We start from the raw sequence: 25,243 nt of genomic DNA, 5'->3' as shown, positions 1-25,243 counted from the left end.
CAACCTCCTACAAGGGGTCGCTACCTTGTCTCAAGATGCTCAAGTAATCCTCATAGAGAAACGTCCTATAACGCTGCTTCCCCTTTTCTCGCTGCACAAGAATCCCCAGTCCAACGAAATCCTTAACAAGATTGCCGGCGGTGGTTCTAGCAATATCAAGCTTTTCTGCGACAAAAGACACATCAACGATGGGATTGCCCTCAAGAAGCTCCAAAAAACGCCGGCCATTTGATGCCGAGCGCCCTAATCCTCCATTAATCAGATTCGTGTTCTTGGTTCGCAAATCGACGAGTCTTTCGAGCGAGCCTATGGCATCCACCGCGCTGGCCAGAAGGCAATCGCAGAAGAAGCCGACCCACTGCGCATACTCGCCATTCTCCCTAACCGCCATCAGGCGTTCATAATATTCCCTTCTACGAAGCTTAAGCTGATAAGAAGGATAGAATATCGCAGCGCTGAGCGCCCCGTCATTCATCAGGGAAAGAGTGATGAGCAGGCGCCCCAGACGGCCGTTTCCATCAAGAAAAGGGTGCACCGTCTCGAATTGATAATGGACAAGGGAGGCCTTCACAATTGGATCGATTGCGATATCGCTATTGATGAATTTGTCCAGCTCACCCAAAGCATCATGCATATCATCGACGTTAGGGGGAATATATGCAGCGTTTCTCAGGCCGCATCCAGCTGGCCCTATCCAATTCTGAGACGACCTAACCTCTCCGGGATTCTTTTCAGAGCCGCGCGTGCCCGACAGCAATTCCGCATGAACCTCTTTAAGCAAGCGCATGCAAAGAGGTAGTTCGTTCATTCTCCGCACAGCATATTCTGTTGCCCTGATATAGTTAACTACGTCGGCGACATCACGTTGAGCCAATTCGACGTTCTCAGGATCGAGAATGTCGTCGAACGTGCACTGAGTTCCCTCTATCTGGGCTGAAAGTAAAGCCTCTTTGCGGACGTACATCGCAAGATACATGGAAGCATTGGGGACAAAACGCAGCATGCCTTCAAGCTCGCCGAGTTTTCGGGAGCAAGCGCTGAGCAATCTGACGGTTTCCTCGCTTAGCTCCACCGGAACGACGGTATCAAGCGAGGAGGGAATAAACGAACTATACTCCGACTCGCCCGAAAGATTCTTCCTCAGAAAACCTTGACCTTTATCTTGCCACTGCATACTGCCTCTAATGACACTTTTGCGCGATTATCCAATAAGTATATTATCTAACAACTTTTTTGTAGAATAAAGTGTCATTACAATTTGAATTAACACGTTAATCACGAAATAGTGTTGTTAGAGAATGGCTCAAACAAACGAGCGTTTCTCGACCTATGAAAGACCCCCGCCGGCGCGCCCATCTTCGCGATTGGCGATATACTGGAATCCTACGCAACCATCAAGCCCACCAGGCTGCAAAGGAGCCATCTCATGAACGATTTCGGATCCATCCGCGACGCCGTTTCCCGCGTCGCGCCACGCTATGCCATCGCGAAGGTCGCGGTATTCTCGCTTTACGCCTCCGACCAGGCACGCACGGGCGGGGACGCCTGCCTTCTGCTCGACGTCGGATGCACGTTCTCGCGCGCCGACGCCGCGCAGTTCCGCCGCTTCATCGCCGAGGACCTCGGCTGCACGGTCGACGTGATCCTCCGCTCGGCCCTCACCGCCGATGACTTCGCCCGTGCGGAGACCGAGGCCCGCGTGGTGTACGAGAACCCCGACGTGACGATTGCCTCCACGCCCGACGCCCGCGCTCAAGCCGCTCCCCCGGCCGCGCCCAAGCCGCCCGTCCGCTAGTGCCCATTTGCGCGGCGTTTCCGCAGTTTTCGCAGAAGAAGGCTGCACGTCATGCGCTTTCGCTATCATGGAACCCTACCCACACGAGAATCGCTGCGCGCGAGCGCACGACATCGATATGAAGGAGCTTTTGCATGTGCGGAATCTGCGGATTCACCCAAGCGACCAGCGCTGACGCCCCCGCGCTCAAGGCCATGTGCGACATCATGGCGCATCGCGGGCCCGACGGCGAGGGCCAGTATCTCGACGCGGAAAGCGGCATCGCGCTCGGGCACCGCCGCCTCTCGCTCATCGACCTGGCGAACGGCAACCAGCCCATGGTTCGCGCCACGGGGGAACACGACTCGGCCATCACCTCCCCCGCGCTCATGCCCGACGGCACGCCGTGTGGCACGCCCGAGTCCATGCTCGCGAAGGGCGATTTCGCCATCGTGTTCAATGGGGAAATCTACAACTACCAGGACCTTCGCGCCGAACTTGAGACGCAAGGCTGGCAGTTCAAGACGAAATCGGACACGGAAGTGCTGCTCACAGGCTATCTCGCATGGGGCGAAGGCGTGCTCGACCGCCTGCGCGGCATGTTCGCGTTCGCCATCTGGAACCGCACGACTCGCGAGCTCTTCTGCGCGCGCGATTTCTTCGGCATCAAACCGTTCTACTACACGCAGCAAAACGGCCAGTTCATCTTCGCGTCCGAGATCAAATGCATCCTGGAGCACCCCGCATACACCCGCGAGCTCAATCGCGAGGCTCTCGAGCAGTACCTGTGTTTCCAGTTCAGCGCACTGCCGGAGACCTTCTTCAAGGGCATCTTCAAGCTTGCGCCCGCGCACTGCATGACCGTGCACGCCGACGGTTCCATCACCGAGCGCCGCTACTGGCGCCCCGAGTACCACTTCGACGAGAGCCGCAACCGCGAGGACACCGCGCGCGCCATCGACGAGGTCATGCGCGACAGCGTGCGCTACCATAACGTGGCCGACGTCGAGGTCGGAAGCTTCCTGTCGTCAGGCATCGACTCGAGCTACATGGCGGCGTGCCTGGCCAAGGAGAACCCCGACATCAAGACGTTCACCGTGGGCTTCGAGTGCTACAAGCAAGCAGCGGCGAACAATGCCGAAGGCGCCGGCGGCAAGACCATGCGCGACGAGATTTCTTGGGCGCGCGAGCTGGCAGACGACCTGCATATCGCTAACACCGACAAATACATCGGCGAGGAGGAATACTGGGCGAGCCTTCCGCGCGTGCAGTGGCACATGGACGAGCCCTCCGCCGACCCTTCCGCCGTGGCACTGTACTTCGTCGACCAGATTGCCGCCACCCAGGTGAAGGCCGTGCTTTCCGGAGAAGGTGCCGATGAGTTCTTCGGAGGCTATCGAATCTACCAGACGCCGTTCTCCAACGCGAAGGTAAGCTGGGCGCCGAAGGGCCTGCTCAAGGGCGCATCCCATGCGATGCGCGCGCTTCATCTGCGCGGCGCGAACTATCTTGAGCGCGCAAGCGAGACACCTGAGGACTGGTACTACACCAACGCGAACGGCGTCGCCTTCACACCCGAGGAACGCGCAAGCCTGCTCAAGGGCGGCTGCAACGCCCCCACCCCGCAATCGCTCACGGCGCCCGTGTATGCCGAGGTTGCCAATCTCGACGAGACGACGCGCATGCAGTATGTCGATTTGTACTTCTGGCTGGTGGGCGACATCCTGCTCAAGACCGACAAAATGTCGATGGCGCATTCGCTCGAATCACGCGTACCCTTCCTCGATCGCCGCGTGTTCGATCTGTCGGCCACCATTCCCACGCCGCTCAAGGCCAACGAGCAACAGACGAAGCTCACACTGCGTGACGCCGCAGAGTTCGCCATCCCAAAGGACTGGGCGCAGAAGGAGAAGCTCGGCTTCCCTGTGCCGGTCGTGAATTGGCTGCGCGAGGAGCGCTACTACACCATGGTGAAAGAATGGTTCACAGGCGACATCGCGCGCGAGTTCTTCAACACCGATGAGCTAGTGCGCCTGCTCGACGAGCACAAGGCGGGCGCCGATCGCTCGCGCAAGATTTGGATCGTGTACATGTTCCTCATGTGGTACAAGATCTACTTCGTCGATCGCACCGTGCCGGAAAAGCCCGAAGCACGCTAACAAATTCGTCCCTACGGCGAGAACAGCAGCGCCCCTTGCTCGACCAATCGATGCAAGGGGCGTTATTCGTTAGCGTGCTTATTACTCCCCGCTTAAGTCCGTGCGATTAAACGTAGGGCGGTGGAATGAGTCGACGGCACCCGAAGCCGAGGATGCTCAGCTTACACGAGCTTCGATGCGTCGACGGCGGCGAGATGGCCGGTCGCACAATGCTCGAAGAAGACGAGGCGCCCGTCTCGGCTTCGATAGAGCTCGCGGAACAGCGAGAGGTCGAGCTTGGCCTCAACAGATTGCGCTGATTCGGGGTTGTGCGCAGAGGCGGCCGACTTGGAGCTACTTGCGGTCGCGACCGACTTGGGGTTCTCTCGGCTCGCAGGTTCGGGGCTCTTGACCAGCACAGACTCCATGCTGTCTCGGCGCACGGGTTCCGCATTCTTTCCTGGCAGAGGCCCCGCGCTCCCACAGCGCACAGGTTCAGGGTCGAACTCCCCCATCTCATCGACGATTACGCCAACTCCGCTGTAGCGACCGCGCGTCGAGAAATCCTCATCACCCGTATAAGCAACAGGCGCATTCTCAGGTTCCGAAACAGGCGCTTCCTCGAAGAGATCCGCATTCCAGCGCGAAGCCTTGTGCTCGTCGGATTCCCCAAAGCCGGGAAACCCATCGCCGAACGTGACGTACTCGCGCTTACCACGAAAAGGTGTCTTTCGCTCCACCATGATCAGATGTGGTCCCTTACGCCGTCGTAGCTCACGTTCCAGAAAACGAGGCCGGCTGCAGGTGCGTTCTCCCCAGCAGCGCATCGGTCGCACGCCTGGAGCACATCGGCGACCCATTCGGGCTTCCGCTGGCCGCGGCCGACCATGACAAGCGTGCCCACGATGGTGCGCACCATGGAGTGGAGAAACGCATTGCCCTTCACCGTGATGACGACGGCCCGCTCCCCCATCACCTCTTCTTGAGCGAACGAGATTTCATGCACATTGCGACACGTCGGCTTCCCCACCGCGCTTGCCGCCATGCAGAAACTCTTGAAATCGTGCTCGCCAATGAGCGCGCGGGATGCCTCGCGCATCGCCTCTACATCGAGCGGCTTTGGGATATGCCACGAGAAATCGCGTAGGAAAATGGGCGGCGCGGGCTCGACGCAGATGAAATAGCGGTACTCGCGCTCCGTCGCGTCGAAGCGGGCAGAGAAGCCGAGTTCGCGCTCGTCGACCGAGCGCACGACGATGGCCTCATGCGTGAGCGCATTCATCGACCGGGCGAGACTTTCAAGCGTACGATCACGCAATTCATCAGGCGAGATATCAAAGCTCACGACTTGAGCGCGCGCATGGACGCCCGCGTCGGTGCGGCCGGCGCACGTGGTTTCAACCTCGCGGCGGAACAGCAGCTCAAGCGCATGTTCCAGCTCGCCCTGCACCGTAAGTTGACCGGGCTGGCGCGCAAAGCCACTGAAAGGCTTGCCATTGTAGGCGACGGCAAGCGAATGCGTCATATAGTTTTTGACATTATCCATATCGAGCATGATACCTCATTTGCGCGCGAACACGACAAGCAATAAGGCGGCGAACCTCATATCGAGCTACGGCGAACTGCAAAGAGCCCGGGGCGAGATTCGGCGACCTGCGGCGAGCCAGGGGGACGCGAAGCACCGACCAGCGAAGAGCCAAGGGAGGCAACCTGAGGCAAGTCACGGGCGACCTGCAGCGCTGCGGCTCGCAATGAGCTATCGGAGAGAAGAAAACGCTGGCCCGAGGTCAATCCCCGGGCCAGCGATAGCAAACTCTCTATGCGATCAGCGCGCCACGTCCGAACAAATCCTGCAGCTCGCTTCGCATAACCGGCGAGCCCGAGTCGACCGTGACCGGCAGCTCCGCGCGGAAGCGGCGGCCGTCGGACTGCGTGACGAGGAGCACAACCCCATCGCGGCCCGGATACGACTGCAAGATACGGTTCAAGCGCAACAGTTTTTGCTGGTCGAACTCGTACGACGGCACGTTGAGCTGCAGATGCGAAGGGCGAGCGTCCTCTTCGTTCAGCTCGATTTCCTCGATCTCGAACGCCATGATCTGGTTGCCGCGGTCGCTGTGCTCGAACTTGCCCTTGATCTTCACGATGGCATCCTCATGGATGGCCTCTGCGTTCTCGTCGTACTTGAAGCAAATGCACTCCATGTGGCCCGTTGTGTCCTCGATCGTGAACGTGGCCATCTTCGTACCGCGCTTGGTGAGCTTGGTCACCACATTGGACACCATGCCGACGAACGTCGCCGACTTGATTTCCTTCGTGCGCTCGGCCAAGTCGCCCAGCTGGAACTTCGTCATGCGGGAAATCGCGCTCTCGTACGGTGCAAGCGGGTGCTCAGACACGTAGATCTTCATGATTTCCTTCTCGTAGGCAAGCTTGGTGCGCTTGTCCCACTCGATGCCGTCGGGCGCGGGCACGTCTTCCTGAAAACCGGAGTCCTCGTCAGCGGCAAACAGGTCGAACATGCTCACCTGTCCGGCGTCGCGGTCCTTCTGGCGCTTCGAGGCGTTCTCGAGCAGCGGCGTGTCCTCCAGGAAGTACATGAGCTGCTTGCGCGTGTACCCCGTCGAATCGAAGGCGCCGCCCTTGATGAGCGCTTCGAGCGTCTTGCGGTTAAAGCATTTCGCATCGACGCGGTTCACGAAGTCATGCAGGCTGGTGAACGGGCCGTTTTCCTCGCGCTCGGCGATGATGGCGTCGGCCACGTTGCGCCCGACGCCGCGCACGCCGACGAGCCCGAAGCGGATGCCATCCTTAACCGGGGTGAACTCGGCGTTCGACGAATTGATGTCCGGCGGCAGCACGGGCGTGCCGTTGTGGTTGCAGCTCGCGATGTAGCGGATGAGGCGGTCGGTGTTGCCCATGTAGCTCGACAGCACTGCGGCCATGTACTCGTTGGGGTAATGCGCCTTCAGGTACGCCGTGCGCATGACCAAGATGGAGTATGCAGCCGAGTGCGACTTGTTGAACGCGTACTTAGCGAACTTCTCCGCGTCATCCCAAATCTTCTTCGCGATGTCGAGTGAGTAGCCGTTCTCGACGGCACCGTTGTTCCAGTCTTCCTGGAGCAGGCGCATGATGTCGATTTTCTTCTTGCCCATTGCCTTGCGCAGCTTGTCTGCCTTGCCGGCGGAAAAGCCGCTCATCACCATGGACACCTGCATGATCTGTTCCTGGTAGACCATGGTGCCGTAGGTTTCCTCGAGCACAGGGCGCAGGCGATCGTCGTAGTAGTGGACGGGCGTCTTGCCGCTCGCCACCTTCACGTAGTCGTCGACCATGCCGGACTCGAGCGGGCCCGGACGGTTGAGGGCAATCGATGCGACGATGTCGGAGAAGCGGCGCGGTGGGAGCCGTGCGAACAGGCTCACGTACAGCGAGCCTTCTACCTGGAACAGGCCGTCCATGTTGCCCGAGCGCATGAGGGCGAAGGCGCCCTCGTCGTCGGTGGGAATCTCCTCGGGCACCATCTTGACGCCAGTGGTCTGCTCGACGTTGCAGCACGCGCGCGAAAGCACGCCCAAAGTGCGCAGTCCAAGGAAGTCCATCTTGAGCAAGCCCAGGTCAGGCGTGTAGTGGCCGTCATATTGCGTGATGATGCCGCCGCCTTTGGTGTCGCGCTTCATGGGCACGTGGTCGGCCATAGGGTCGCGGCAGATGATGGTTGCACAGGCGTGCACGCCCTCGCCTCGCACATGGCCTTCGATTGACTTCGCAGCATCGACAACCTGTCGCACGTCCTCTTCGCCGTCGTAGGCCTTTTTCAGGTCGGGGTTCGTCTCGAGCGCCTTGTCGATGGTGATGCCGAGCTCGTCGCCGATCATCTTGCAGATGCGGTCGCCCACGCTGTAAGGGTAGTCAAGCACGCGCGCAGCATCGCGCACGGCATTTTTCGCCTGCAGCTTGCCGAACGTGATAACGCCCGACACATGGTCCTCGCCGTAGACTTCCTTGATGTGCTCGATGACTTCCTGGCGACGTTCATCCTCGAAGTCGACGTCGATATCGGGCATCTCCACGCGTTCGGGCGACAGGAAGCGTTCGAACAGAAGCCCGTTGGGAAGCGGGTCGAGGTCGGTAATGCCCATGGCGTAAGTGCAGATGGCGCCTGCAGCCGAGCCACGGCCCGGGCCGACGCCGATTCCCTGGCTGCGGGCCCAGGCGATGTATTCCTGCACGATGAGGAAGTACGCCGGGAAGCCTTGCTGCAAGATGATGCCAGCCTCGTATTCATAGCGATCCCATGCCTCTTTGGGCACGGGGTCACCGTAGCGCTTCTTCAAGCCCCACTCGCACTGCTTGCGGAACCAGCTTTCCTCGGTTTCGCCCTCTGGCAAGGGGAAACGCGGCAGAATGGAGTCGCGCTCGAGCACGACGTCGATCTTTTCGGCCACCTCGACCGTATTATCGCACGCCTCGGGGAACTCGGAGAGCGCCTTGCGCATCTCCTCTTCCGTCTTCATGTAGAACTCGTCGTTCTCGAAGCGCATGCGGTTCGCGTCGTTCACCGCCGAACCCGTGCCGATGCACAGCATGATATCCTGCGCCTTTGCGTCTTCCTTCTTAAGGTAGTGGAAGTCGTTCGTGGCGATGGTCTTTAGGCCCGCAAGCTGGGCGACCTTGGCGAGCTGGCGGTTGAGCTCGGTCTGCGTCATGCCGGCGTCGGTGCGCAGGCCCTGGTTTTGCAGCTCGATGTAGAAGTCGCCCTCGTCGAAGCAGCTCGCGAAACGGCGCGCCCACTCGACCGCGTCGTCGAACTGGCGGTTGTCCAGAAGCTTCGGGATGATGCCCGCGATGCACGCGGACGAGCCGATGATGCCGTGGCCGTACTTCTGCAGCATGGAGAACGTCGTGCGCGGCTTGTAGTAGAAGTTGTCAACATGCGATTCGCTGACCAGGTGCAACAGGTTGTGATAGCCCTCGTTGGTCTTCGCGAGGAGCAGCAGATGGTACAGCTTCGGCTTTGCGTCCTTGCGCAGCTCCTCGTCGGTGGTGAAGTAGACCTCGCAGCCGTAGATGGGCTTGACCTTCTTGCCCGTTTCCTTCTCGACCGCCGTGCACGCGTCGCACAGCTCCGGCACGCCCGACATGACGCCGTGGTCGGTGATAGCCACCGCCGGCATGTCGAGATCGGCGGCGCGACGGACCATGTCCTTCACATGGGTCAAGCCGTCGAGCAGGGAATATTCGGTGTGATTGTGCAAATGTACGAACGCCATGGATATGCCTCGAATCGCTTACGTGGTATGCGCGCGAAGTGTGTTTGCAAGTGTGAGTGCGCAGCTGTTTTCTCACGTTCAATCATAGCAGCAAGTGGCAAGTTTTGCATGGCTAACACAGCGAACAAATGATGGTTTTTCGGGGAAGGCGCACGAGAGCCCGACATGCGCCGCCGCGAGGAATCTCCGCCAGCATCGGGGCGGAGCGCCCGCAAGCAGCCGCGGGCCCTCAGGGAACCCGCAAAGTGCGCACGACGATGTCCGCTATTCCGCCGCCAGCATGCGGCAGGCCCATTGGGCGGCAACCATGCTGCCCTTCGCGAGCACGCTCTCGTCGATGGTGAAATGGCAGCTGTGCTGCGGGTGCGAAGCCCCGACCTCGGGATTTCGCGTTCCAACGAAGCAGAACACGCCGGGCACGATGTTCAGGTACTCGCTGAAGTCCTCGCCCGAGAGCGTACCGCGGTAGTCCGACACCGCGGACTCCCCCAGCATGTCCACGACCGCACGCCGCGCGACCTCCGCGCACACGGGGTCGTTCGAGAGGCCCGCGTTGCCCTCCTCGAACGTGAACTTCACCTTGGCCCCGAAAGCGTGCCCTATCTTGCTCACGATGCGCTCGAGGCGATCGGGGACTTCGCGGCGCAGCTTTTCGGTCCAGGTGCGCACCGTTCCCGAAAGGTAGGCGTGACCAGCCATGATGTTGCGCGCCTCGCCACCGTGGAACTCGCCCACGGTGACCACGACCGGGTCGAACGGCGACACGTCGCGGCTGACGAGCACCTGCAGCCCGTTCACCATCTCCGCCCCCACGACAACGGCGTCGACACCCTTGTGCGGCATGGAACCGTGCGCGGAGACGCCCTCGATGTCGATGTGGAACCAGTCGGTGTTGGCCATGCGCTGCCCCGGCGCGCACGACACCGTGCCCGCGTCGACCTCGCTCCAGATGTGCGCGCCGTAAATGGCGTCGACGCCGTCGAGCGCGCCGGCGTCGATCATGGAGAGTGCTCCTATCGAGATTTCCTCAGCAGGCTGGAACAAAATGCGAACCTCGCCTTTGAGCTGCGATTTCGTCTCGAGAAGAATACGGATCGCACCGAGCATCATGGCCATGTGCGCATCGTGTCCGCACGCGTGCATGACGCCATCGTTCTCGGAGGCGAACGGCACGCCCGTGTCCTCGGTTACAGGAAGCGCATCGATGTCGGCGCGAAGTGCCACGCGGCGAACGGGGACGCCGGCGGCATCGTAGGCTCCGGGGGCCTCCCCGCGAATCGTCGCGATGATACCGTTGTTATCGAGGCGGCGATATTCCACCCCCAGGCGATCGAGCTCGCCGCAGAGCATCTCCTGCGTATGCGATTCCCGCCCCGAAAGCTCAGGATGCTGATGAAACAACCGACGCCACTCGATGATGGCGCCCTCGGCGGACGCGGCGGCATCGCGAACGAGCGCGGCGGTGCGGGTTCCTGCAAGTTCGGATTGGGCGAAAGCAAGCGCTTCGGCATCGGCGCAAGGATGCATGGGGATTCCTCCGTAAAGATAAGGTCAAATCGACCATGATGGTATTGGAAGAACGTGCGAAAGACCAGCACAAAGCGGCAAATTCGCGCAAAACCAGAATTAAAGCGGACAAACGGTGAGAAAACGAGCTGTCAGGACACAAAGGGAATGTGCTCGACAACGCAGCAAAGGCCGCCAGCACTGCGGGCAACTTGAAAACGCCGCTTCTATCGAAAGGCGTCCTGAGTCCCCTTTCCGAGCTAGGCTTTTTCGTGGCTTTCCGTGCGCTTGCCCATGAGCAGGTTCAACAACGAACCCGCAACGACGAAGGCAACGCCTGCCCAGAAAAGCCCGGGCAGCGCGAGCCCCAAGATGATCGAGCTTGCCACCACCGAGAGAAAGGGCGCCGCGTACGACGCTAGCGCCATGCGCGACACGTTGCCGAACAGCAGTCCGTGGTTCCAGCACGCGTACCCTGCGGCGATCGAGCCCATCGCGGCAAGAAGCGCCAGGATCGACCCGATAGACGGCATGCTTTGGGGAACAGGCGCGCCCGAGGCGGCGAACATCACCCAGAACACCGCCGCGACGCCGATCATGAAATAGGGCGTGGCATCCTTGCCGTTCGTGATGCGCGGCGTAACGACGGAATAGGACGCCCAGGCAAGCGCCGCCGCGAGCGTCAGGGCGAACGGAAGCGGATTCGAGGAGATATCCGCCGCGACGACGCCCGCGTCAAGGCCGGCATCTCCCCCAATAGCGAGCATTACGCCCACCGTCGCGACCGCAGCACCCGGCAGAGCGCGGGCGAATCCGCGCGCGCCGCGCATCGCCGTGGAGTTCAAAAGAACGGTAAGTGAGGGCCACAAATAGTTCACCATGCTGAGCTCGACCGTTTGCGTGGACGAGGCAGCAAGGCCGATCGAGGCGCTTATGGCGGCCTCGTAGAACACGAAAAGCCCGCCGCTGACCAGGAAGTACTTCAAGGAATAAGCGTTCGGCCGCGATGGGCGCAAAACGATGAACAGCGAGATCGCGCCAAGCGTGTAGATGAGCGCACCGCCGAGCAAGACGCCGAAACCCTGCGAGGTCAGGCGCACAAACCCGAACATCATGCTCCAGAACACGAGCGCAAGAAAGCCCACCATCGTGGCACGATCGCTTTCGCCCATTCGCCTCACGCGGCCGCTTTCCTTCCCCATCGAATCACCAAACCGCCCTATAGTACAGGAGCGCAGGCGCAATGGGGCGCGACGCCCGCAAAAAGAGAAAAAAGGCGATGGGTGAGGGCTGGGCACGGAGGACGGGCGAGAAGCGGGGCAGAAGAAGCGGGGCAGAAGAAGCGGGCAGGATTGCCGTACAAGGGCCGCAAGGCGGAAAGCGCCATGCGGTAGCTTCTGGCACAGGGCAAACCCCATCGCTGAGCGCGAAATCTCTGGCGCGAATTCCCTGGTTAGCGCTCACTTTTCACGACAAACCCGAAATAGACGATATGCCCCACCCACACGGCGGCAACAATTGCACGGCCAACAGGAACGTTGCCCATCATGGCAAAGCCCACAGCCAAAAGCGCGGTAACGGGCACAAGGATAGTGAGCTTCGACCGCAGCGTCATGGAACGCTTGGTCATATAGCCCTCAAACACCATCTTGTAGACTTTCGTGCCTTTACCAGCCGTTCAGACGATTGGAGCTGCGTGCAAAGCAGAAGGCTGCCACCAGGATGAACGGCGTCGTAGGCAGAATCGGCAACACTGCGCCCACCATCCCCAGAGCGAAAAAGAGAAAACCCCCTGCCGTCCACAGGCAGTAGCGAAGGCGACAGCTACCTTGTTTTATCTGTTCAACCTTAACACTCTGCTCAATTTGCGCAGCCTGTTCGTTCACGTATCGTACCTGCTTACTGTTCGATATTCAAACAAATCACAAGAAGTTTGCCATGGCTTCCTCGTTAAATATCCCACGGAAAACTTTTGAACCTCGAATTGCCTCTCTACGGGAGAAGAAGCCGCTTGCTTGCGGCGGCAATGGCCGAGGCCAGCGAGCGCCCATCGTCACCGCGAGCCGCAGCGAGCAGCGACATCGTACGCTCGAGGCGCGGGACGACGTCTTGGGGAATCGTCATAGCGGTGGGTTTGCTCGGGAAGTCGGTCTCGATGAGCAGGCGATCTTTGGGAATTGCGCGCGCATAGGCACGTCCGCGCTTCGTTTTGAGCATGCGCTCGTTCACGGAGAAGAGACAGCCCGACTCGATAGCGCGAGTCAGCTCCTCTTGCGAGCCGGAGAACCAGTGGAAAATACAGATGCAAGCATCGAGACACCCCGTGCGTTCGAGCACATCGAGCACGCAGGCCGCTGCCGCCGACGAGTGGATGGACATAATGCGTCGCGGGAACTCCGCTGAAGGGCGCGCGGCAGCAACGCAGACGCGCTCAAACGCCTCGATTTGCGCATCGCGCGTATCGGCGCGTCGCGGCTGAAAGTCGAGCCCCACTTCCGAGATAAGAGACGCGACGGGTGCCAAGCGCTCGAACAGCGCGACTTCCTCTTCCCCGCAAGTGCCATCGGCAACCCACCACGGATGAAGCCCCAAGCCAACCCGCACGCGCGAGGCAAAGGGGGCGAACATCGTGCGGACGCGCTCGAAATCCCACGGATCGCAGGTTCCCGATAGCGCACCGCCGCATGCGGCATACGCCGCGGCAAGTTCCACCGCATTGCCCGCAAAGTCCAGGTGGCAGTGCGTGTCGATGAGCGGGATCCCCTCCATCACAACGATCGCCCGCCGTTTTCCAAACCCATAAGCGAGCAGATCACATAGCCCGCGATCATTTGTCCCATGATGGGAGGCATCCAGGAAGTTGTGCCGAGCGGAAGCTTCCGGCGTCGCTCACCGGGCACTTGCTCGGGCTCGGGCAGGCGCGGGGTGCCCAAAAGCTCGCGCGCAGAAGGCTCGTCGGAATACAGGATGGTCCAGCGTTTGATGCCGAGCTTTCGTGCCTCTTTGCGCAAGATTCGGCAAAGCCCGCAATCGTGCGTGTCGTAGATGTTCGCAAACGAAAGGCGCTCGGGGAAGAAGCGATCCGCTGCACCCGCTGAGCACACGAGCGAAAGGCCCCGATCTTCGCACAGCTTCGCGAGGGCGATTTTCGCGGAGACCGTGTCGATTGCGTCGATCACGAAGTCGACGTCGCCGTGCGCGTCAAGGAAAGCGGGCAGGTTTTCGGTCAGGACGAACTCGTCGACCGTTTCCACATGGGCCTCGGGGTTGATCGCGCGCACCATCTCGCGCGCGACGTCCGTCTTGCGTCGACCGATAGTGCTCTCCCAAGCAACCGCCTGGCGGTTCACGTTCGAGGGCTGCACAACGTCGCAATCGACCAGCACAAACGATCCGATACCACCGCGCGCGAGGGGCTCAAGGCAGTTCGAGCCGACACCGCCCAGACCGAAGAGCAGCACTTTCTTGCCGGCGAGCAAATCGACGCCGTCCTGGCCGAACACGATGGAGAGCCTCCCCCATCGATCCTCGAGAGGGGACGTTCGCGCAACGAGCGGGCGCCCATCGGGTGCGGGGGTTGTGTTCGGTTCGGCTGTCTTAGCCATGGGTTCGTTCCTTCCGGTGGGCTTTAGCGAATTAGGGAGGCGAGAGCGTGGCTTGCCCTCAAAATCGCAGTGGATAGGCGCTCGCAACGCCTCGTGGAGCAATAGGGCAAGTTCGTGGTCAACTGAGCGAGTTATGCGCGCTCGTTTGCTTCTTTCAAATGGGTGAGAGTCGAGAATTGTCGCAGTTACAACCCAAATTTTGGTAATGCGGGGTGTAACTACAGAGTGAATGTCACTTTAGCGAGCCAACAGCAGCGCATAACTCTTTCTTTGACCACGAAGGAGGCGTCTTGCTACTCGACGACCTTCGCTTCGTATCCCGCATCGACGATGGCGTCGACAAGCACCTGGTCGGCCACGTCGGCGGATAGTTTCGCCGTCGCGCTGTTGGAATCGAGGTCGACCACGGCTTCCTCAACGCCCTCGATACCCTCGAGCGCCTTCTTCACGTGGGCAACGCAATGTTGGCACATCATTCCTTCGACGGACAGCTTTTTCTCCATGATGATCTCCTTCGGTTTCACGGTTTGCACTTCTTCGATATGACCAGCGGAAACAGGCGACCCGTCGCCGTCTTCCGCAGAGGGCCCATCCATCGTGGGCACACCCGCCTCGCTTGCGATCGCAGCCCCGGGTGCGGCATCGGGTGCAGCCTCGGGTTCCAGCGCCGATGCCGCCTCGCCGAGCACCACAGGCTTCCAACCTCGCAGGCGAAGCGCGTTCGAAACCACGCACACCGAGCTGCACGACATCGCCGCCGCGGCGATCATGGGGTTTAACGTTACGCCCGCGAACGAGAGCGCACCGGCCGCCACGGGGATACAGATCACATTGTAAATGAGCGCCCAGAACAGGTTCTGCTTAATATTGCGCATGGTCGCGCGCGAAAGCGAGATCGCCGCGGGCACATCGGTCAGGTCGCTTTTCATGAGCACAATATCGGCGCTGTCGATGGCGATGTCGGTGCCCGCACCGATGGCGATGCCCACATCGGCGCGCGCGAGGGCGGGAGCATCGTTCACGCCGTCGCCCACCATGGCAACTGTTCCCTGTTTCTGCAGGTCGCGAATGACCTCTTCCTTACCCTGAGGCAACACGCCGGCAATGACATCGTCGGTGCCGACGCGTTTTTGGATGGCATGTGCCGTGCGCTCGTTGTCGCCCGTGAGCATGACGGTCCGGATACCCATGCGCGAGAGCTCGGCAAGCGCCGCAGCGCTTCGGGGCTTGGGCTCGTCAGCCAGCGCAATAAGGCCCGCGAGCTCGCCATCGACCGCGAAGTAAATCACCGTCTTTCCCTCATCGGCCAAGCGCTGCGCCCCTCCTTCCGCCCCTGCGATGTCGATGCAGCCCTCCTCCATGAGCCGCGCATTGCCGGCGAGACACGCGCGACCAGCGACAACTCCGCGAAGCCCGCCGCCGGGAATCTGCTCGAAGTGCTCGACTTCTTGTGCCATCGCGCCGCGAGCCTCGGCGTATGCCACGATTGCCTGCGCAAGCGGGTGCTCCGAGCGCTTCTCGAGGGAGTATGCAAGGGAAAGGAAGGCGAGTGTTTGAGCGTCAACCTGAGAGGTTTGAATGGCTTCGGCAGCACCCAGTCGCTCGGCAGTCCCGACTCGCACGAACAGTCCACTGGACTGTTCGGCTCGTGCGGAACTCGCTTTGCGGGCGCCACCGAAGCCATCTGCCGAGCTCGGGACTCCGCCGGCACAACCCGTAGCGCTCGAAGCGCTGCCGCAACGCCCCTCGGCAACCAGCACCTCGCACACCTCGGGCGCACCCTTCGTGATGGTTCCTGTCTTGTCGAGAACGACCGTCTTCACGCCGTGCGCGGTCTGCAGCGCCTCTGCCGACTTCACGAGGATGCCGTTCGCAGCACCGCGTCCCGTCCCCACCATGATGGCGGTCGGGGTGGCGAGCCCCAAAGCGCAAGGGCACGAGATAACGAGCACGCTGATCGCGTGAGAAAGAGCGGTCGTCACACCTGCACCGACAAACATCCAGATGATGAAGGTGATAAGCGCAATCGCGATGACCACGGGCACGAACACGCCCGAAATCTTGTCGGCGAGCTTCTCGATAGGGGCCTTTGAGCTCGTCGCCTCATCGACCATGCGCACGATCCCCGCGAGCACGGTGTCTGCGCCCACGCGCTCGGCGCGCATGGCGAACCATCCCGTGCGGTTCACCGTCGCACCCGTAACCGCAGCCCCCACGCCCTTTTCCACCGGTACGCTTTCGCCCGTGATGACGGACTCGTCGACCGTGCCCGCGCCTTCAATCACCACTCCGTCGACAGGCACGCCCGCACCGGCGCGAACGATGAGGATATCCCCCGGTCGCACCTGCTCGACAGGGATTTCTTCCTCGGCACCGTCGACGTTGCGGCGAATCGCCGTTTTCGGAGAGAGGTCCATAAGCTGCGCAATCGCGTCGGTGGTCTTGCCCTTCGCGCGCGCCTCAAAGTACTTGCCCAGCGTGATCAGCGTGAGGATCATCGCCGCCGACTCGAAGTACAAATCCATCGCCGCCATGTGCGCGAAATCGACGTCGCCGTGCCCCATTCCCCAGCCGATACGGTAGATCGCGACGATGCCGTAGACCGTCGAGGCAGTCGAGCCCAGCGCGATGAGCGAGTCCATGTTCGGCGAGCCGTGGAAGAGCGTCTTGAAGCCCACGCGGAAGAACTTGAAGTTCACGAAAACCACGGGCAACAAGAGCAGGAACTGGGTAAATGCGAACGTGAGCATGTTCTCATGACCCAGGAAAATACCGGGGATGGGCCACCCGAACATGTGCCCCATGGATAAGTAGAACAAGGGGATGGTAAACACGAACGACACGATGAGCCGCATGCGCACATGCGCCGCCTCCTTCGCGGCGGCGTTTTCCCGCGCGGCCGAGGGAGCTGCGCCGCTCGGGGCACCTGCGGCTGCGGCGGCCTCGATTCGGGGCGCGGCGCCGTAGCCCGCCTTCTCGACCGCCGCGCTGATCGCGGCGAGCGTGGCGGGATTTCCGTCGTATTCCACCTCCATCGAGTTCTTCAGCAGATTCACCACAGCATGCTCGACACCGGCAACGCCCGATGTCGTCTTCTCGACGCGAGCGGAGCAGGCAGCACAGGTCATACCCGAAACGTCGAAGGTTTGCTTTTGCGTCATCTTCTACCTCGCAAACTTCTTGATGAGCTGCATCGCCTCGTCGATGATGGCGATGTTGCCCGCCTCGATTTGCTCGACGACGCAGGTCTCCAGGTGGTTTTGCAGAAGGATGGCGGAAATGGAGTGCACGGCAGACTCCGCGGCAGCGAGCTGCGTTAAGACGTCCCCGCAGTAGCGGTTGTCATCGATCATGGCTTTCACGCCGTTGAGCTGGCCGATTGCGCGATTGAGACGCTTCTGCAGGTCGCGCTGAAACTCCTCCGAGCGCGGCGTGGCCTTATGATGGCAGCAGCAGCTTTGCGCGCGCGGGCCCTTGCTTTCGCAGGAGGCGAGCTCGCCATCAGCCGAGACCTTGTCTGCATCCTCTACCGAGCGCTTGCCGCTAGCCTTCGCCATCGCAACCTTTCCTTTCTTTCACATACCCCCTGGAGGTATCTTTCAGTCGGCATTATATACCCACTAGGGGTATATGCAAGAGAGAAAACGCGCGAAGGACAAAGGCAAGCGAGGAACAGCGGGGGACGCGCCGACATCAATACATGCCGAAAACATTCCAGAGCATCACGTTCATGATCACCATGAGCACAAGCGTCGCGAACATGAAGTACAGCGAGATACGGTACACCGATACGGTTTCTGCGCCCTCGCCCGCCGCCGCGACAGCCCCGCGCGAGCCTACGGCAGAGAATTGCGTCGTCCAATCTTTCGTGAGGCGCTTTTCGCTCTTGACCTGCAGAAGCGCAAGGAACACAATCGCGCCCGCCAGTGCGAAGAACAACCCGAAATCGCACACGTAGCGCATGAGGATGCCCGCGCCCTGCAAATCGAAGATGCACAGCGCGAAGGCCACGCACACAAGCGCCACGAACAGCGGCAAAAGTCGCTTCTCCTTAAGCTGTGCGCGCACGCGCCCGATGACGATGCCCAGAACAGCCAGCGCCATCGGGTACAGGAAGAAGTAACCGCCGAACATGGGCTCGTAGATGGTGATGCCCTGGTACGCCGGGTCGAGGTAGGCCTGTCGCAGGAACGGGAACTGGCTGCCGAACACGGGCGGCTGGAACAAGTATGCGTAAAGCCCGAACGGGATGCGGTCAAGGTGGAACCCTCGATGGGTCATGTCGTTCGTGGTGAGGTTGTAGTTCGCGCCGAAATCGAACGGTGAGCCGAACCTCGCGGCATTGTAAGCCAGCACCGCGACAGCGACCAGCACAAACGGTACCATCGCCACCTTGAAGGCACCCATAACGTCCCGTCTAGCCCCTCGATCGCCCTTCGAGTCGCGAAGGAACGGCCAGAAAAGGACGAGCCCGAGCACCGCGGAGAGCACCATCTGCGGGCGGGACGCCATGGTGAGCGCGATGAGCAGCGCACCGAGCACGATCTTCCCCCGCTCGATATAGCCGCGCGAGGTGCCCGAGATCCACAGCCCCAGGCCCCATGAGACGAGTGCGAGCGACATCGCCTCGGGCATGAAGTACATCGACGGCGTACGCGCGAGGATGATGCCGCCGCCCGCGACGAACAGCATCACATCGAGCACCACGAACACCCCGATCGACGTGCGCGGGAACCAACGACGGCACACCGCCGAGAGCAGGTACATAAGCCCCGCCGCATAGACGCAGTCGCAGATGGCGATGCCGAGCCACGTCGGAAAGCCCGTGTGCGTCACGAGCAGCCACGGCACGTAGAACACCAGGCACGGCAGGATGCCGAAGTAGACGTAGTATTTCCCGTGGAAGTACGCGTGGTCCCAAAGATAGGGCACGCCCTGCGCCGCGCGCGCCTGCGTATCGTAGGGGTTCGCCATCGCCTGCAGCGCGTCGGAGGGCACGTCGTTCAAGTACAGATGCCCCTGAGTGAGCGCAACGGCGAGCTTTTGATACTGGAACTGGTTCTCGTAGGACGGCGTCTGCGTCAAGGACACGTAGTGCGAGTTGGAGAAAACGAGCGCAAGCACGACCACGCACTGCACGGCGACGAGCGCGACGATAAGGATTCGGTGGCTCGTCAGGCGCGAGTCGCGAACGCGGCTGTAGAGGCCCGATGCGGGGCGCAGCGCGAAGAGCACGAGCAGAATGGCGAGCACCGAGCCCGCGCGCAGCGGGTCGAAATCGAACGGAACCTTCTGATTGAGCGATATACCCGAAACCTGAACTGCGCCGATGTCCGCGAGGTTTGTCATGTTCACCTTGATGGAATGGCACTTGCCAGCGGGATCGAGCGAGATGTAGGTAGTCGCGGGGTCGGCGGGGTCGACCGACACGGCCGGGTTCGCGTAGTAGTTCGCGTTGCCCTCGTCGGCGAGCGAGATGACAACCTGAATCTTGCTGTCGGTCGCCTTCGCGGCACCTGCGGCATCGGAGAGCACCGGCGTGAAGTGGATGGAGCGCACGGTGGAGTTGAGCCCCGTGATCTCAAACGAGCTCGACGAGGAATCGAGCGTAATCGTTCCCACTTGCGAGGGCTGCGCGCCATTGACGAGATAGCTTCCCGCATCGGGATAGGTCATGGAGTAGAAGAACTGGAAGTTGTAGCCGAACACCTCGAGCGCGATCGCCAGCAACACGCAGACGAGAACCCCTACGACGTTGTGCGCCTTGCTGTGCGCACGGGCGAACACCGGCTGAGGCTCGGGCGCCCGCAGGGGCGGCTGCGGGGATGCGGGCCGCGAAGAGCGCGAAGGCGCCTTCCCCATAGGGGCAGCCGCACGACCTGCCGTTTTGCGGCTGTCGGCAGCATGCGTCTGCGGTAGCGTCTTGCCTGCGCCGCGCGAAGCGTGCTTGCCCGAGCCGCCGGAAGACGGCGAGCCGCCCCTCCCCGCAGGAGCAGCCGCACGAGGCGAGCCGCTGCGGAAGCTGGCCACGCGCGAGTTCGCATTGCGAGAACCCGCTGCCCGCGGCCCTGCACCGCCCGCAGCAGCCGAGCGCGAGCGCGCACCCGACGATGGCATGCGCTTTTGCGCGGACGCGCCGCCGCGAGCGTGACTCGCCTTCCGATATTTTTGATTTTCGCGTGCGAACTGCTCGAACTCGGGCGTGGAATGGCCCGGCTCGAACGGATCGTATCCCTGATCATTGTTAGCCATGCCCCAAGTATAAGCGCGATGCCGCGCGGCGTGCCCACTTCCACCGCGCCCCCACATCAAACTTGACTCTCCTGATGCCATGCGGCCGTTTTCGCAGCGGCGGCAAAGACGCACCCGCCGCACCTATACAGGAAGATTGGCGCGCGCGGAACGGCGTCTTGCTGTCGTGCGCCTTTGAACTGGGATTGCAGGAAAGGGCGCGCAAATCCCGACACGCCGGCCGTGAGAGTTAGACGCGGAATCTCTCCGGCATAGTGAACCACACCACCCGCCCGATCACGCGCGGGAGGGGGCGCTCTCCGCTTCGGGTGAACTCGATCGGCTCGTATCCGGGAAGGTAGGAATCAGGCATGAGCGTTATGCGGTCTTCGGTGACGCTTGCACGCTTCACCGTGAAGTCGCCGCTCTCCGTCCCGAACACATACACGTGCCCATTGACCACCTCGGACTCGGGCACAACGAGCGCCAGGCAGCCGTTCGGCAGCACGCGGTTCATCGATTCGCCGGACACGCGCAAGAAAAACGCGTTCGGGTAACGCTCGTGCAGCGAATGCGGCACAGCGACGTATTCCTCGATAGGAAACGCGTCGCGCGGAGCTCCCGCAGCCACGCGCCCGAGCAATGGCGCTTGCTCAGGTTGCGAATCGCTCGAGCGGCGAAGAGACCGGCGAGCAAAGCCGTTCTTCTCGCTGTTGATATCCTCAAGGGTGAGGCCGGGAAATTCGCTGAGCAGGATGAAGAGGTTGCTGCGACGCGGTTGAGAGGCGCCCGTCTCCCACGACGAAACCGTGGTCTGAGAAACTTGGAGGCGCTTCGCAAACTCGGTTTGGGTCAACCCCGCATCAACGCGCACCGCCCTGATGTTATTGCCGATCGCATTGTCCGTCGTATCGCCCACGCGCACCTCCCATTGCCGCAACAATGCTACCAAACTTGCATATTCCCTCGATTGACGAGGCCTTGTTACCCGTTAAACTTAATAACGCCAAATCCACGGGAAGGGAGGCAGCGTGAAAAACTGGCTCACGCGCGCACGCGAGATATCGGGGCTAACGGCACAGCAATGTGCGGACGCTATCGATTTGCCGATATCGGAATACGCCCAAGTGGAGCGCCACCCCGGCACGCTCACCTTAAACGAGCTCGCAGCCCTCGCCTGCGCGATGGGCTCTGCAGGCCAAGCCCTCATCGAAGGCGCGTTCGAGTCCCTTCGCGCATAGCAGCAAGGAACAACCCGCAGGCGCCAAGCAAGCTCTCGAAGCGCTCCGGAGCCACGACGCCCAACTCATAGGAGCCAAATCATCACACGCCCCGACACAACCCCTCGCTTGTAGGCGCCAAACTATCCCACCAGTCGGCGCGCACACCGAAACAAATTCGTAACCTTCTATCGCGGCGGATATCTTCGAAGCGGTTTCCAGCTACGATTACAGCATCCAACTCGCAAGATTTTTACCTGCGCGGAAACTGACACAATCGAACCAGCGCGCATCGAGGAGAGCTCGCTTTCCAACGTGCGAAGCGAGCATGCGGACGGGCTGTTCGTCCCGCTCGTTGGGCCCGGAGACTGCGTCGTACGAGGGCAGGCGCCCGCGCGACGCACGATCGCGCAGCAGAGGTGCTCGGCAAGCGTGGGCGCGACGCGAGCGACAGCGGGAGCACATCCTGCAGAAAGCGGCTCATCCCACACAGCACGCCGCATTCCCGTCGATTGCTTTCTAGAAAACGCCGCCCCAGACGAGGACGGCAGCGACGGCCACCACCCACAGCACGGCCACGACGATGCGGACCAGACGCGGGGTGCGAAGGCTCGCCGCAGGAAGCAGCAGCATTGCAATCGCGCCGCCGATGGCACCACCTAGGTGGCCGCTGATCGAGATGTTCGGCACGAGCAGCGTGTAGATGACATTCACCGTGATGATCGAGAGCATGCTCTTCGAGAAGTCGCGGAAGACCGCACGGTTGCCGCGAACGAGGACGCACAGAAGCGCCACGGCTACGAACAGGCCGAACACGCTTGTCGAGGCACCGGCGGAGACAGACAGCCCGCCGCCGTGCGCCATGTCGACCGCGTAGGAGACGACATTACCCGTGATGCCCGCGACGAAATAGAGCAAAAGAAAGTTCCCGCGCCCAAGCACGCGTTCCAAAAGCTCGCCCACGCTGTAGAGCGCGACCATATTGAACAGAAGATGCATGAGGTCCATGTGCAAAAACATGGGCGCAACGAAGCGGTACAGGTCGGCAGGGCCTTGCACCATCGGCGCGTACATGGCTCCCATCTGGACCAACGTGAGAATCGAGATGTCCTGGCCCGTGCCCGAGATGAACATCTCAGCCACGAAGCACACCACGTTCACCGCGATCAGCGCAAGGGTTACCACGCGCCCCGAGTTGCGCTCGAGAAAAGAGGGTTCCTCATCGCGCATCATCTCACGGAGCTGCTCGTCGGTAATGGGCACAGGTCGCGTACTCGCGGAAGATACCGGCGTCTGCTGCGCGTCAGGTGAGGTGATCGGGTCGTCGGTCATCGCCGCTCCTTGTCGTGGAATCGTTGTGTGTTACGAACGTATGCTATCAGATACCCGACGGTCTCCCAAAAGGTACACACCCACGACGACCACGGCGGCGAACGCGATCATCGCGAGCAAGATCACGTACGTAACAAGATAGGTTCCGAACGCTTCTGCCAAAAAGCCGGGCAGGAACGTGAAAATGAACCCGCCGAGCGCATAGCAGAGCTGGAAGTTCTTGATCGTCTTGGCCTCGCGCCCCTTCGGCGCGAGCTCGATCGACCAAACGGATATGCCCACGGTACCGAGGGAGAGCCCCAACCCGTAGAGGAACACGCCAACGCCCGCAAGCCCCACGTTCCCCATATCCGACAGGCAGAGCAGCAACGTGCCACCGATGAACAGGGCGAAGAAGATCATCGAGCCGCGCTTCGTCCCAACGCGGTCGAACACGACCCCGCTTGCGAGCTTGGCAACCGTGAGGCAGCCACCGCACAGCGCCACGAGTGCCGCCGCACCCTCGGCGGAGAAGCCCTCCGAGGTGAACAGCACGGCCAGATAGCTCGTGCCGCCGACGGAGATGCAGCCGACGAACGTCATCGCGACCAGCACGAGCGGAGCAAGCTTTTCGGGAACGTTGCGGTTGCGACGAGCGGCGCGGGCGCGGCCGGGCTTGCCCGCCTTCTTCCCCTCGGGTGCTTCGTAAGGCTCAAGCCCCAGGTCGCGCGGGTAGTTGCGCAGAAGCAGGAAGACGAGCACTCCGAGGACAAGCGCGAGGGCCGACTCGAAGAGGAATGCCGCGGAAAGCGAGTACGTGCCGATGAGCGCAACCGTCACGTTCGGCAAGATGACGGCAGCCACCCCCGACCCGACCGCCGCGATGCCCGCCACCGTGGCGACGTTCGAGCGGAACCAGCGGTTGATCAGCATCGTCGAAGCGATCATGCCGCCCAAGCCGTACCCAAGCCCCGTGAACACCGAGCCTGCGCACAAACCGATGAAGCTTCCCGTGTTCTGCGAATAGAGAAAGAAGCCCGCGCAGACGCACAGCGATGCGAGAAACGCGCCGATGCGGCAGTTGAGCAGGTCGTAATAGCGTCCGACCACGAGCATGCCGATCAGCGACATGAACGTGCGCACCGAGATGATGATCGAGCCGCCGGTGTTGCCAACGCCAGGCAGATCGACCAGGTAGGGCTGGAACACGGAAAACGAGGTGGAGGGAAGGCCGACGTTGGTGAACAAGATAAGGAAGCAACATGCCGCGATCACCTTCTCGTAGTGTCGCTTGATCGCACCCGTCGACATATCCTTGCGGCCTCCTCTCCTGAAAAAGGCGCCGCGTGGGCGCCTTCGTCGTCGAATCCTGCCCACCATGCTAGCACCTTGCACAGCACACGGGCACATTTCGCCCAAGAAGCCCACGAACTGGGCAAATTTCCCCTTCTATTGCGTCGGAGAGTCCGACTTCTCGGCGACACCCGAGCAGCTGCGCGCGTACTTGAGATAGCCGACCACGCTATAGTGGTCCGCCTCGTCGTCTGCCGGGTATCCCGAGCCGCCGACAACACCGAGGTAGCCACCGTCGACCTTGCTCCCCTTCTCGTCCACCACCACGGCGTGCCAGTGGCCGTATTCGTGCTTCGGTTTGCGCAGCTGGCAGGCGAGCGTCAGCTTAGGCTCGCCCTCTTTGCGAAAGAACGCGCCGCCGCTGCGAACCTTCTCGAGGAGAGTACCGTCGAGCCAGAAGCAGATAAACGGCGCTTCGAACGCGTCCGTGAGCGAATCGGCCTCGTAGTTGTAGACGTAGCAGAACAGCGCGCGGTCTCGCGAGCAGGCGAGCAGGTCCACTTCGCTTTGCTTGAGCTTGAACTCCACCGTCGCGATCGCGCCGGGGCGGTCGGCAGCCTCGCTCACGTTCGTCACCGCCGTTTTCACCTGGAAAAAGAAGGTCTCGGGAGCCATGCCGGGATGCTCGAGCTGCTGCTTGAGGTTGAGCGACACCACATCGATCCCCATGTCGGCGGGCGGGCGCAACGCATCGAGGCCGTTGCGGTACAGCGAGCTCATAAGCTGGTACTCGCCGGTATAGCCGTTGTAGAGCAGGTCGAAGAAGTCCTGTGCCACGCGTCTCTCCTCTGGTTTCGTTTTCCCACAGGCCTCGGGGCGGGGCTTGGGG

The 25,243-nt window shown here is 61.4% G+C and carries 20 protein-coding genes; 3 read left to right on the top strand and 17 right to left on the bottom strand.

The window, feature by feature from the left end; translation table 11 throughout:
• Positions 1–7 precede the first annotated feature (7 nt).
• Entirely contained in the window at positions 8–1,174 is a 1,167-nt protein-coding gene (locus tag F8C90_RS07100; protein ID WP_158049824.1) for a Fic family protein, read from the bottom strand.
• Between the two features lie 252 nt (positions 1,175–1,426).
• On the opposite strand from F8C90_RS07100, the gene F8C90_RS07095 reads away from it, so the two are divergent.
• Positions 1,427–1,795: a hypothetical protein gene (locus tag F8C90_RS07095; protein ID WP_158049823.1), complete on the top strand. Its 369-nt coding sequence runs from the start codon at positions 1,427–1,429 to the stop codon at positions 1,793–1,795.
• A gap of 134 nt (positions 1,796–1,929) precedes the next feature.
• Positions 1,930–3,933 (top strand): asparagine synthase (glutamine-hydrolyzing), encoded by a 2,004-nt coding sequence (asnB, locus tag F8C90_RS07090; RefSeq protein WP_158049822.1) that lies wholly within the window; start codon positions 1,930–1,932, stop codon positions 3,931–3,933.
• A 161-nt stretch (positions 3,934–4,094) separates the two neighbouring features.
• Here asnB and F8C90_RS07085 read toward each other — a convergent pair whose 3' ends face one another.
• From F8C90_RS07085 to F8C90_RS07030, 13 genes are all read right to left on the bottom strand, one after another.
• Positions 4,095–4,655 (bottom strand): hypothetical protein, encoded by a 561-nt coding sequence (locus F8C90_RS07085; protein ID WP_158049821.1) that lies wholly within the window; start codon positions 4,653–4,655, stop codon positions 4,095–4,097.
• A gap of 2 nt (positions 4,656–4,657) precedes the next feature.
• Complete coding sequence (truA, locus tag F8C90_RS07080) at positions 4,658–5,467, bottom strand: tRNA pseudouridine(38-40) synthase TruA (protein WP_158049820.1); 810 nt, start codon at positions 5,465–5,467, stop codon at positions 4,658–4,660.
• A gap of 262 nt (positions 5,468–5,729) precedes the next feature.
• Complete coding sequence (dnaE, locus tag F8C90_RS07075) at positions 5,730–9,188, bottom strand: DNA polymerase III subunit alpha (protein WP_158049819.1); 3,459 nt, start codon at positions 9,186–9,188, stop codon at positions 5,730–5,732.
• Positions 9,189–9,452: 264 nt separating this feature from the next.
• Positions 9,453–10,715, bottom strand: coding sequence for an amidohydrolase (locus F8C90_RS07070; protein ID WP_158049818.1), 1,263 nt, complete (start codon positions 10,713–10,715; stop codon positions 9,453–9,455).
• A gap of 239 nt (positions 10,716–10,954) precedes the next feature.
• Positions 10,955–11,866 (bottom strand): aromatic amino acid DMT transporter YddG, encoded by a 912-nt coding sequence (gene yddG, locus F8C90_RS07065; RefSeq protein WP_170264585.1) that lies wholly within the window; start codon positions 11,864–11,866, stop codon positions 10,955–10,957.
• Positions 11,867–12,147: 281 nt separating this feature from the next.
• Positions 12,148–12,324: a hypothetical protein gene (locus F8C90_RS11245; RefSeq protein ID WP_246155842.1), complete on the bottom strand. Its 177-nt coding sequence runs from the start codon at positions 12,322–12,324 to the stop codon at positions 12,148–12,150.
• A gap of 37 nt (positions 12,325–12,361) precedes the next feature.
• Positions 12,362–12,580 carry a YbaN family protein gene (locus F8C90_RS11240; protein ID WP_246155841.1) on the bottom strand — a complete coding sequence of 73 codons (219 nt, stop codon included), beginning with the start codon at positions 12,578–12,580 and terminating at the stop codon, positions 12,362–12,364.
• Between the two features lie 106 nt (positions 12,581–12,686).
• Entirely contained in the window at positions 12,687–13,463 is a 777-nt protein-coding gene (locus F8C90_RS07055) for a TatD family hydrolase (protein ID WP_158049844.1), read from the bottom strand.
• Positions 13,463–14,299 carry a tRNA threonylcarbamoyladenosine dehydratase gene (locus F8C90_RS07050; RefSeq protein WP_158049816.1) on the bottom strand — a complete coding sequence of 279 codons (837 nt, stop codon included), beginning with the start codon at positions 14,297–14,299 and terminating at the stop codon, positions 13,463–13,465. Before F8C90_RS07050 ends, F8C90_RS07055 begins: the two co-directional genes overlap by 1 nt.
• Positions 14,300–14,592: 293 nt before the next feature.
• Positions 14,593–17,460 (bottom strand): heavy metal translocating P-type ATPase, encoded by a 2,868-nt coding sequence (locus tag F8C90_RS07045; protein ID WP_158049815.1) that lies wholly within the window; start codon positions 17,458–17,460, stop codon positions 14,593–14,595.
• 3 nt (positions 17,461–17,463) lie between these two features.
• Positions 17,464–17,856, bottom strand: coding sequence for a metal-sensing transcriptional repressor (locus F8C90_RS07040; protein ID WP_158049814.1), 393 nt, complete (start codon positions 17,854–17,856; stop codon positions 17,464–17,466).
• Between the two features lie 136 nt (positions 17,857–17,992).
• Complete coding sequence (locus F8C90_RS07035) at positions 17,993–20,551, bottom strand: hypothetical protein (RefSeq protein ID WP_158049813.1); 2,559 nt, start codon at positions 20,549–20,551, stop codon at positions 17,993–17,995.
• Between the two features lie 229 nt (positions 20,552–20,780).
• Positions 20,781–21,449 carry a LexA family protein gene (locus tag F8C90_RS07030; RefSeq protein WP_170264584.1) on the bottom strand — a complete coding sequence of 223 codons (669 nt, stop codon included), beginning with the start codon at positions 21,447–21,449 and terminating at the stop codon, positions 20,781–20,783.
• A gap of 112 nt (positions 21,450–21,561) precedes the next feature.
• Between F8C90_RS07030 and F8C90_RS07025 the strand changes: the two genes are divergently transcribed.
• Entirely contained in the window at positions 21,562–21,771 is a 210-nt protein-coding gene (locus tag F8C90_RS07025) for a hypothetical protein (protein WP_158049811.1), read from the top strand.
• Positions 21,772–22,269: 498 nt separating this feature from the next.
• On the opposite strand, the gene F8C90_RS07020 is transcribed toward F8C90_RS07025, so the two are convergent.
• From F8C90_RS07020 to F8C90_RS07010, 3 genes are all read right to left on the bottom strand, one after another.
• Entirely contained in the window at positions 22,270–23,082 is an 813-nt protein-coding gene (locus F8C90_RS07020; protein ID WP_158049810.1) for a rhomboid family intramembrane serine protease, read from the bottom strand.
• Between the two features lie 30 nt (positions 23,083–23,112).
• Complete coding sequence (locus F8C90_RS07015; RefSeq protein ID WP_170264583.1) at positions 23,113–24,372, bottom strand: MFS transporter; 1,260 nt, start codon at positions 24,370–24,372, stop codon at positions 23,113–23,115.
• 138 nt (positions 24,373–24,510) lie between these two features.
• Positions 24,511–25,243, bottom strand: a 733-nt coding sequence (locus tag F8C90_RS07010) for a hypothetical protein (RefSeq protein ID WP_211361054.1), incomplete at its 5' end; no start/stop codon positions are given.

The sequence above is a fragment of the Ellagibacter isourolithinifaciens genome (genome assembly GCF_008831035.1).
Classification (GTDB): domain Bacteria; phylum Actinomycetota; class Coriobacteriia; order Coriobacteriales; family Eggerthellaceae; genus Ellagibacter; species Ellagibacter isourolithinifaciens.
This window is presented reverse-complemented; position numbering and strand designations above follow the sequence as displayed.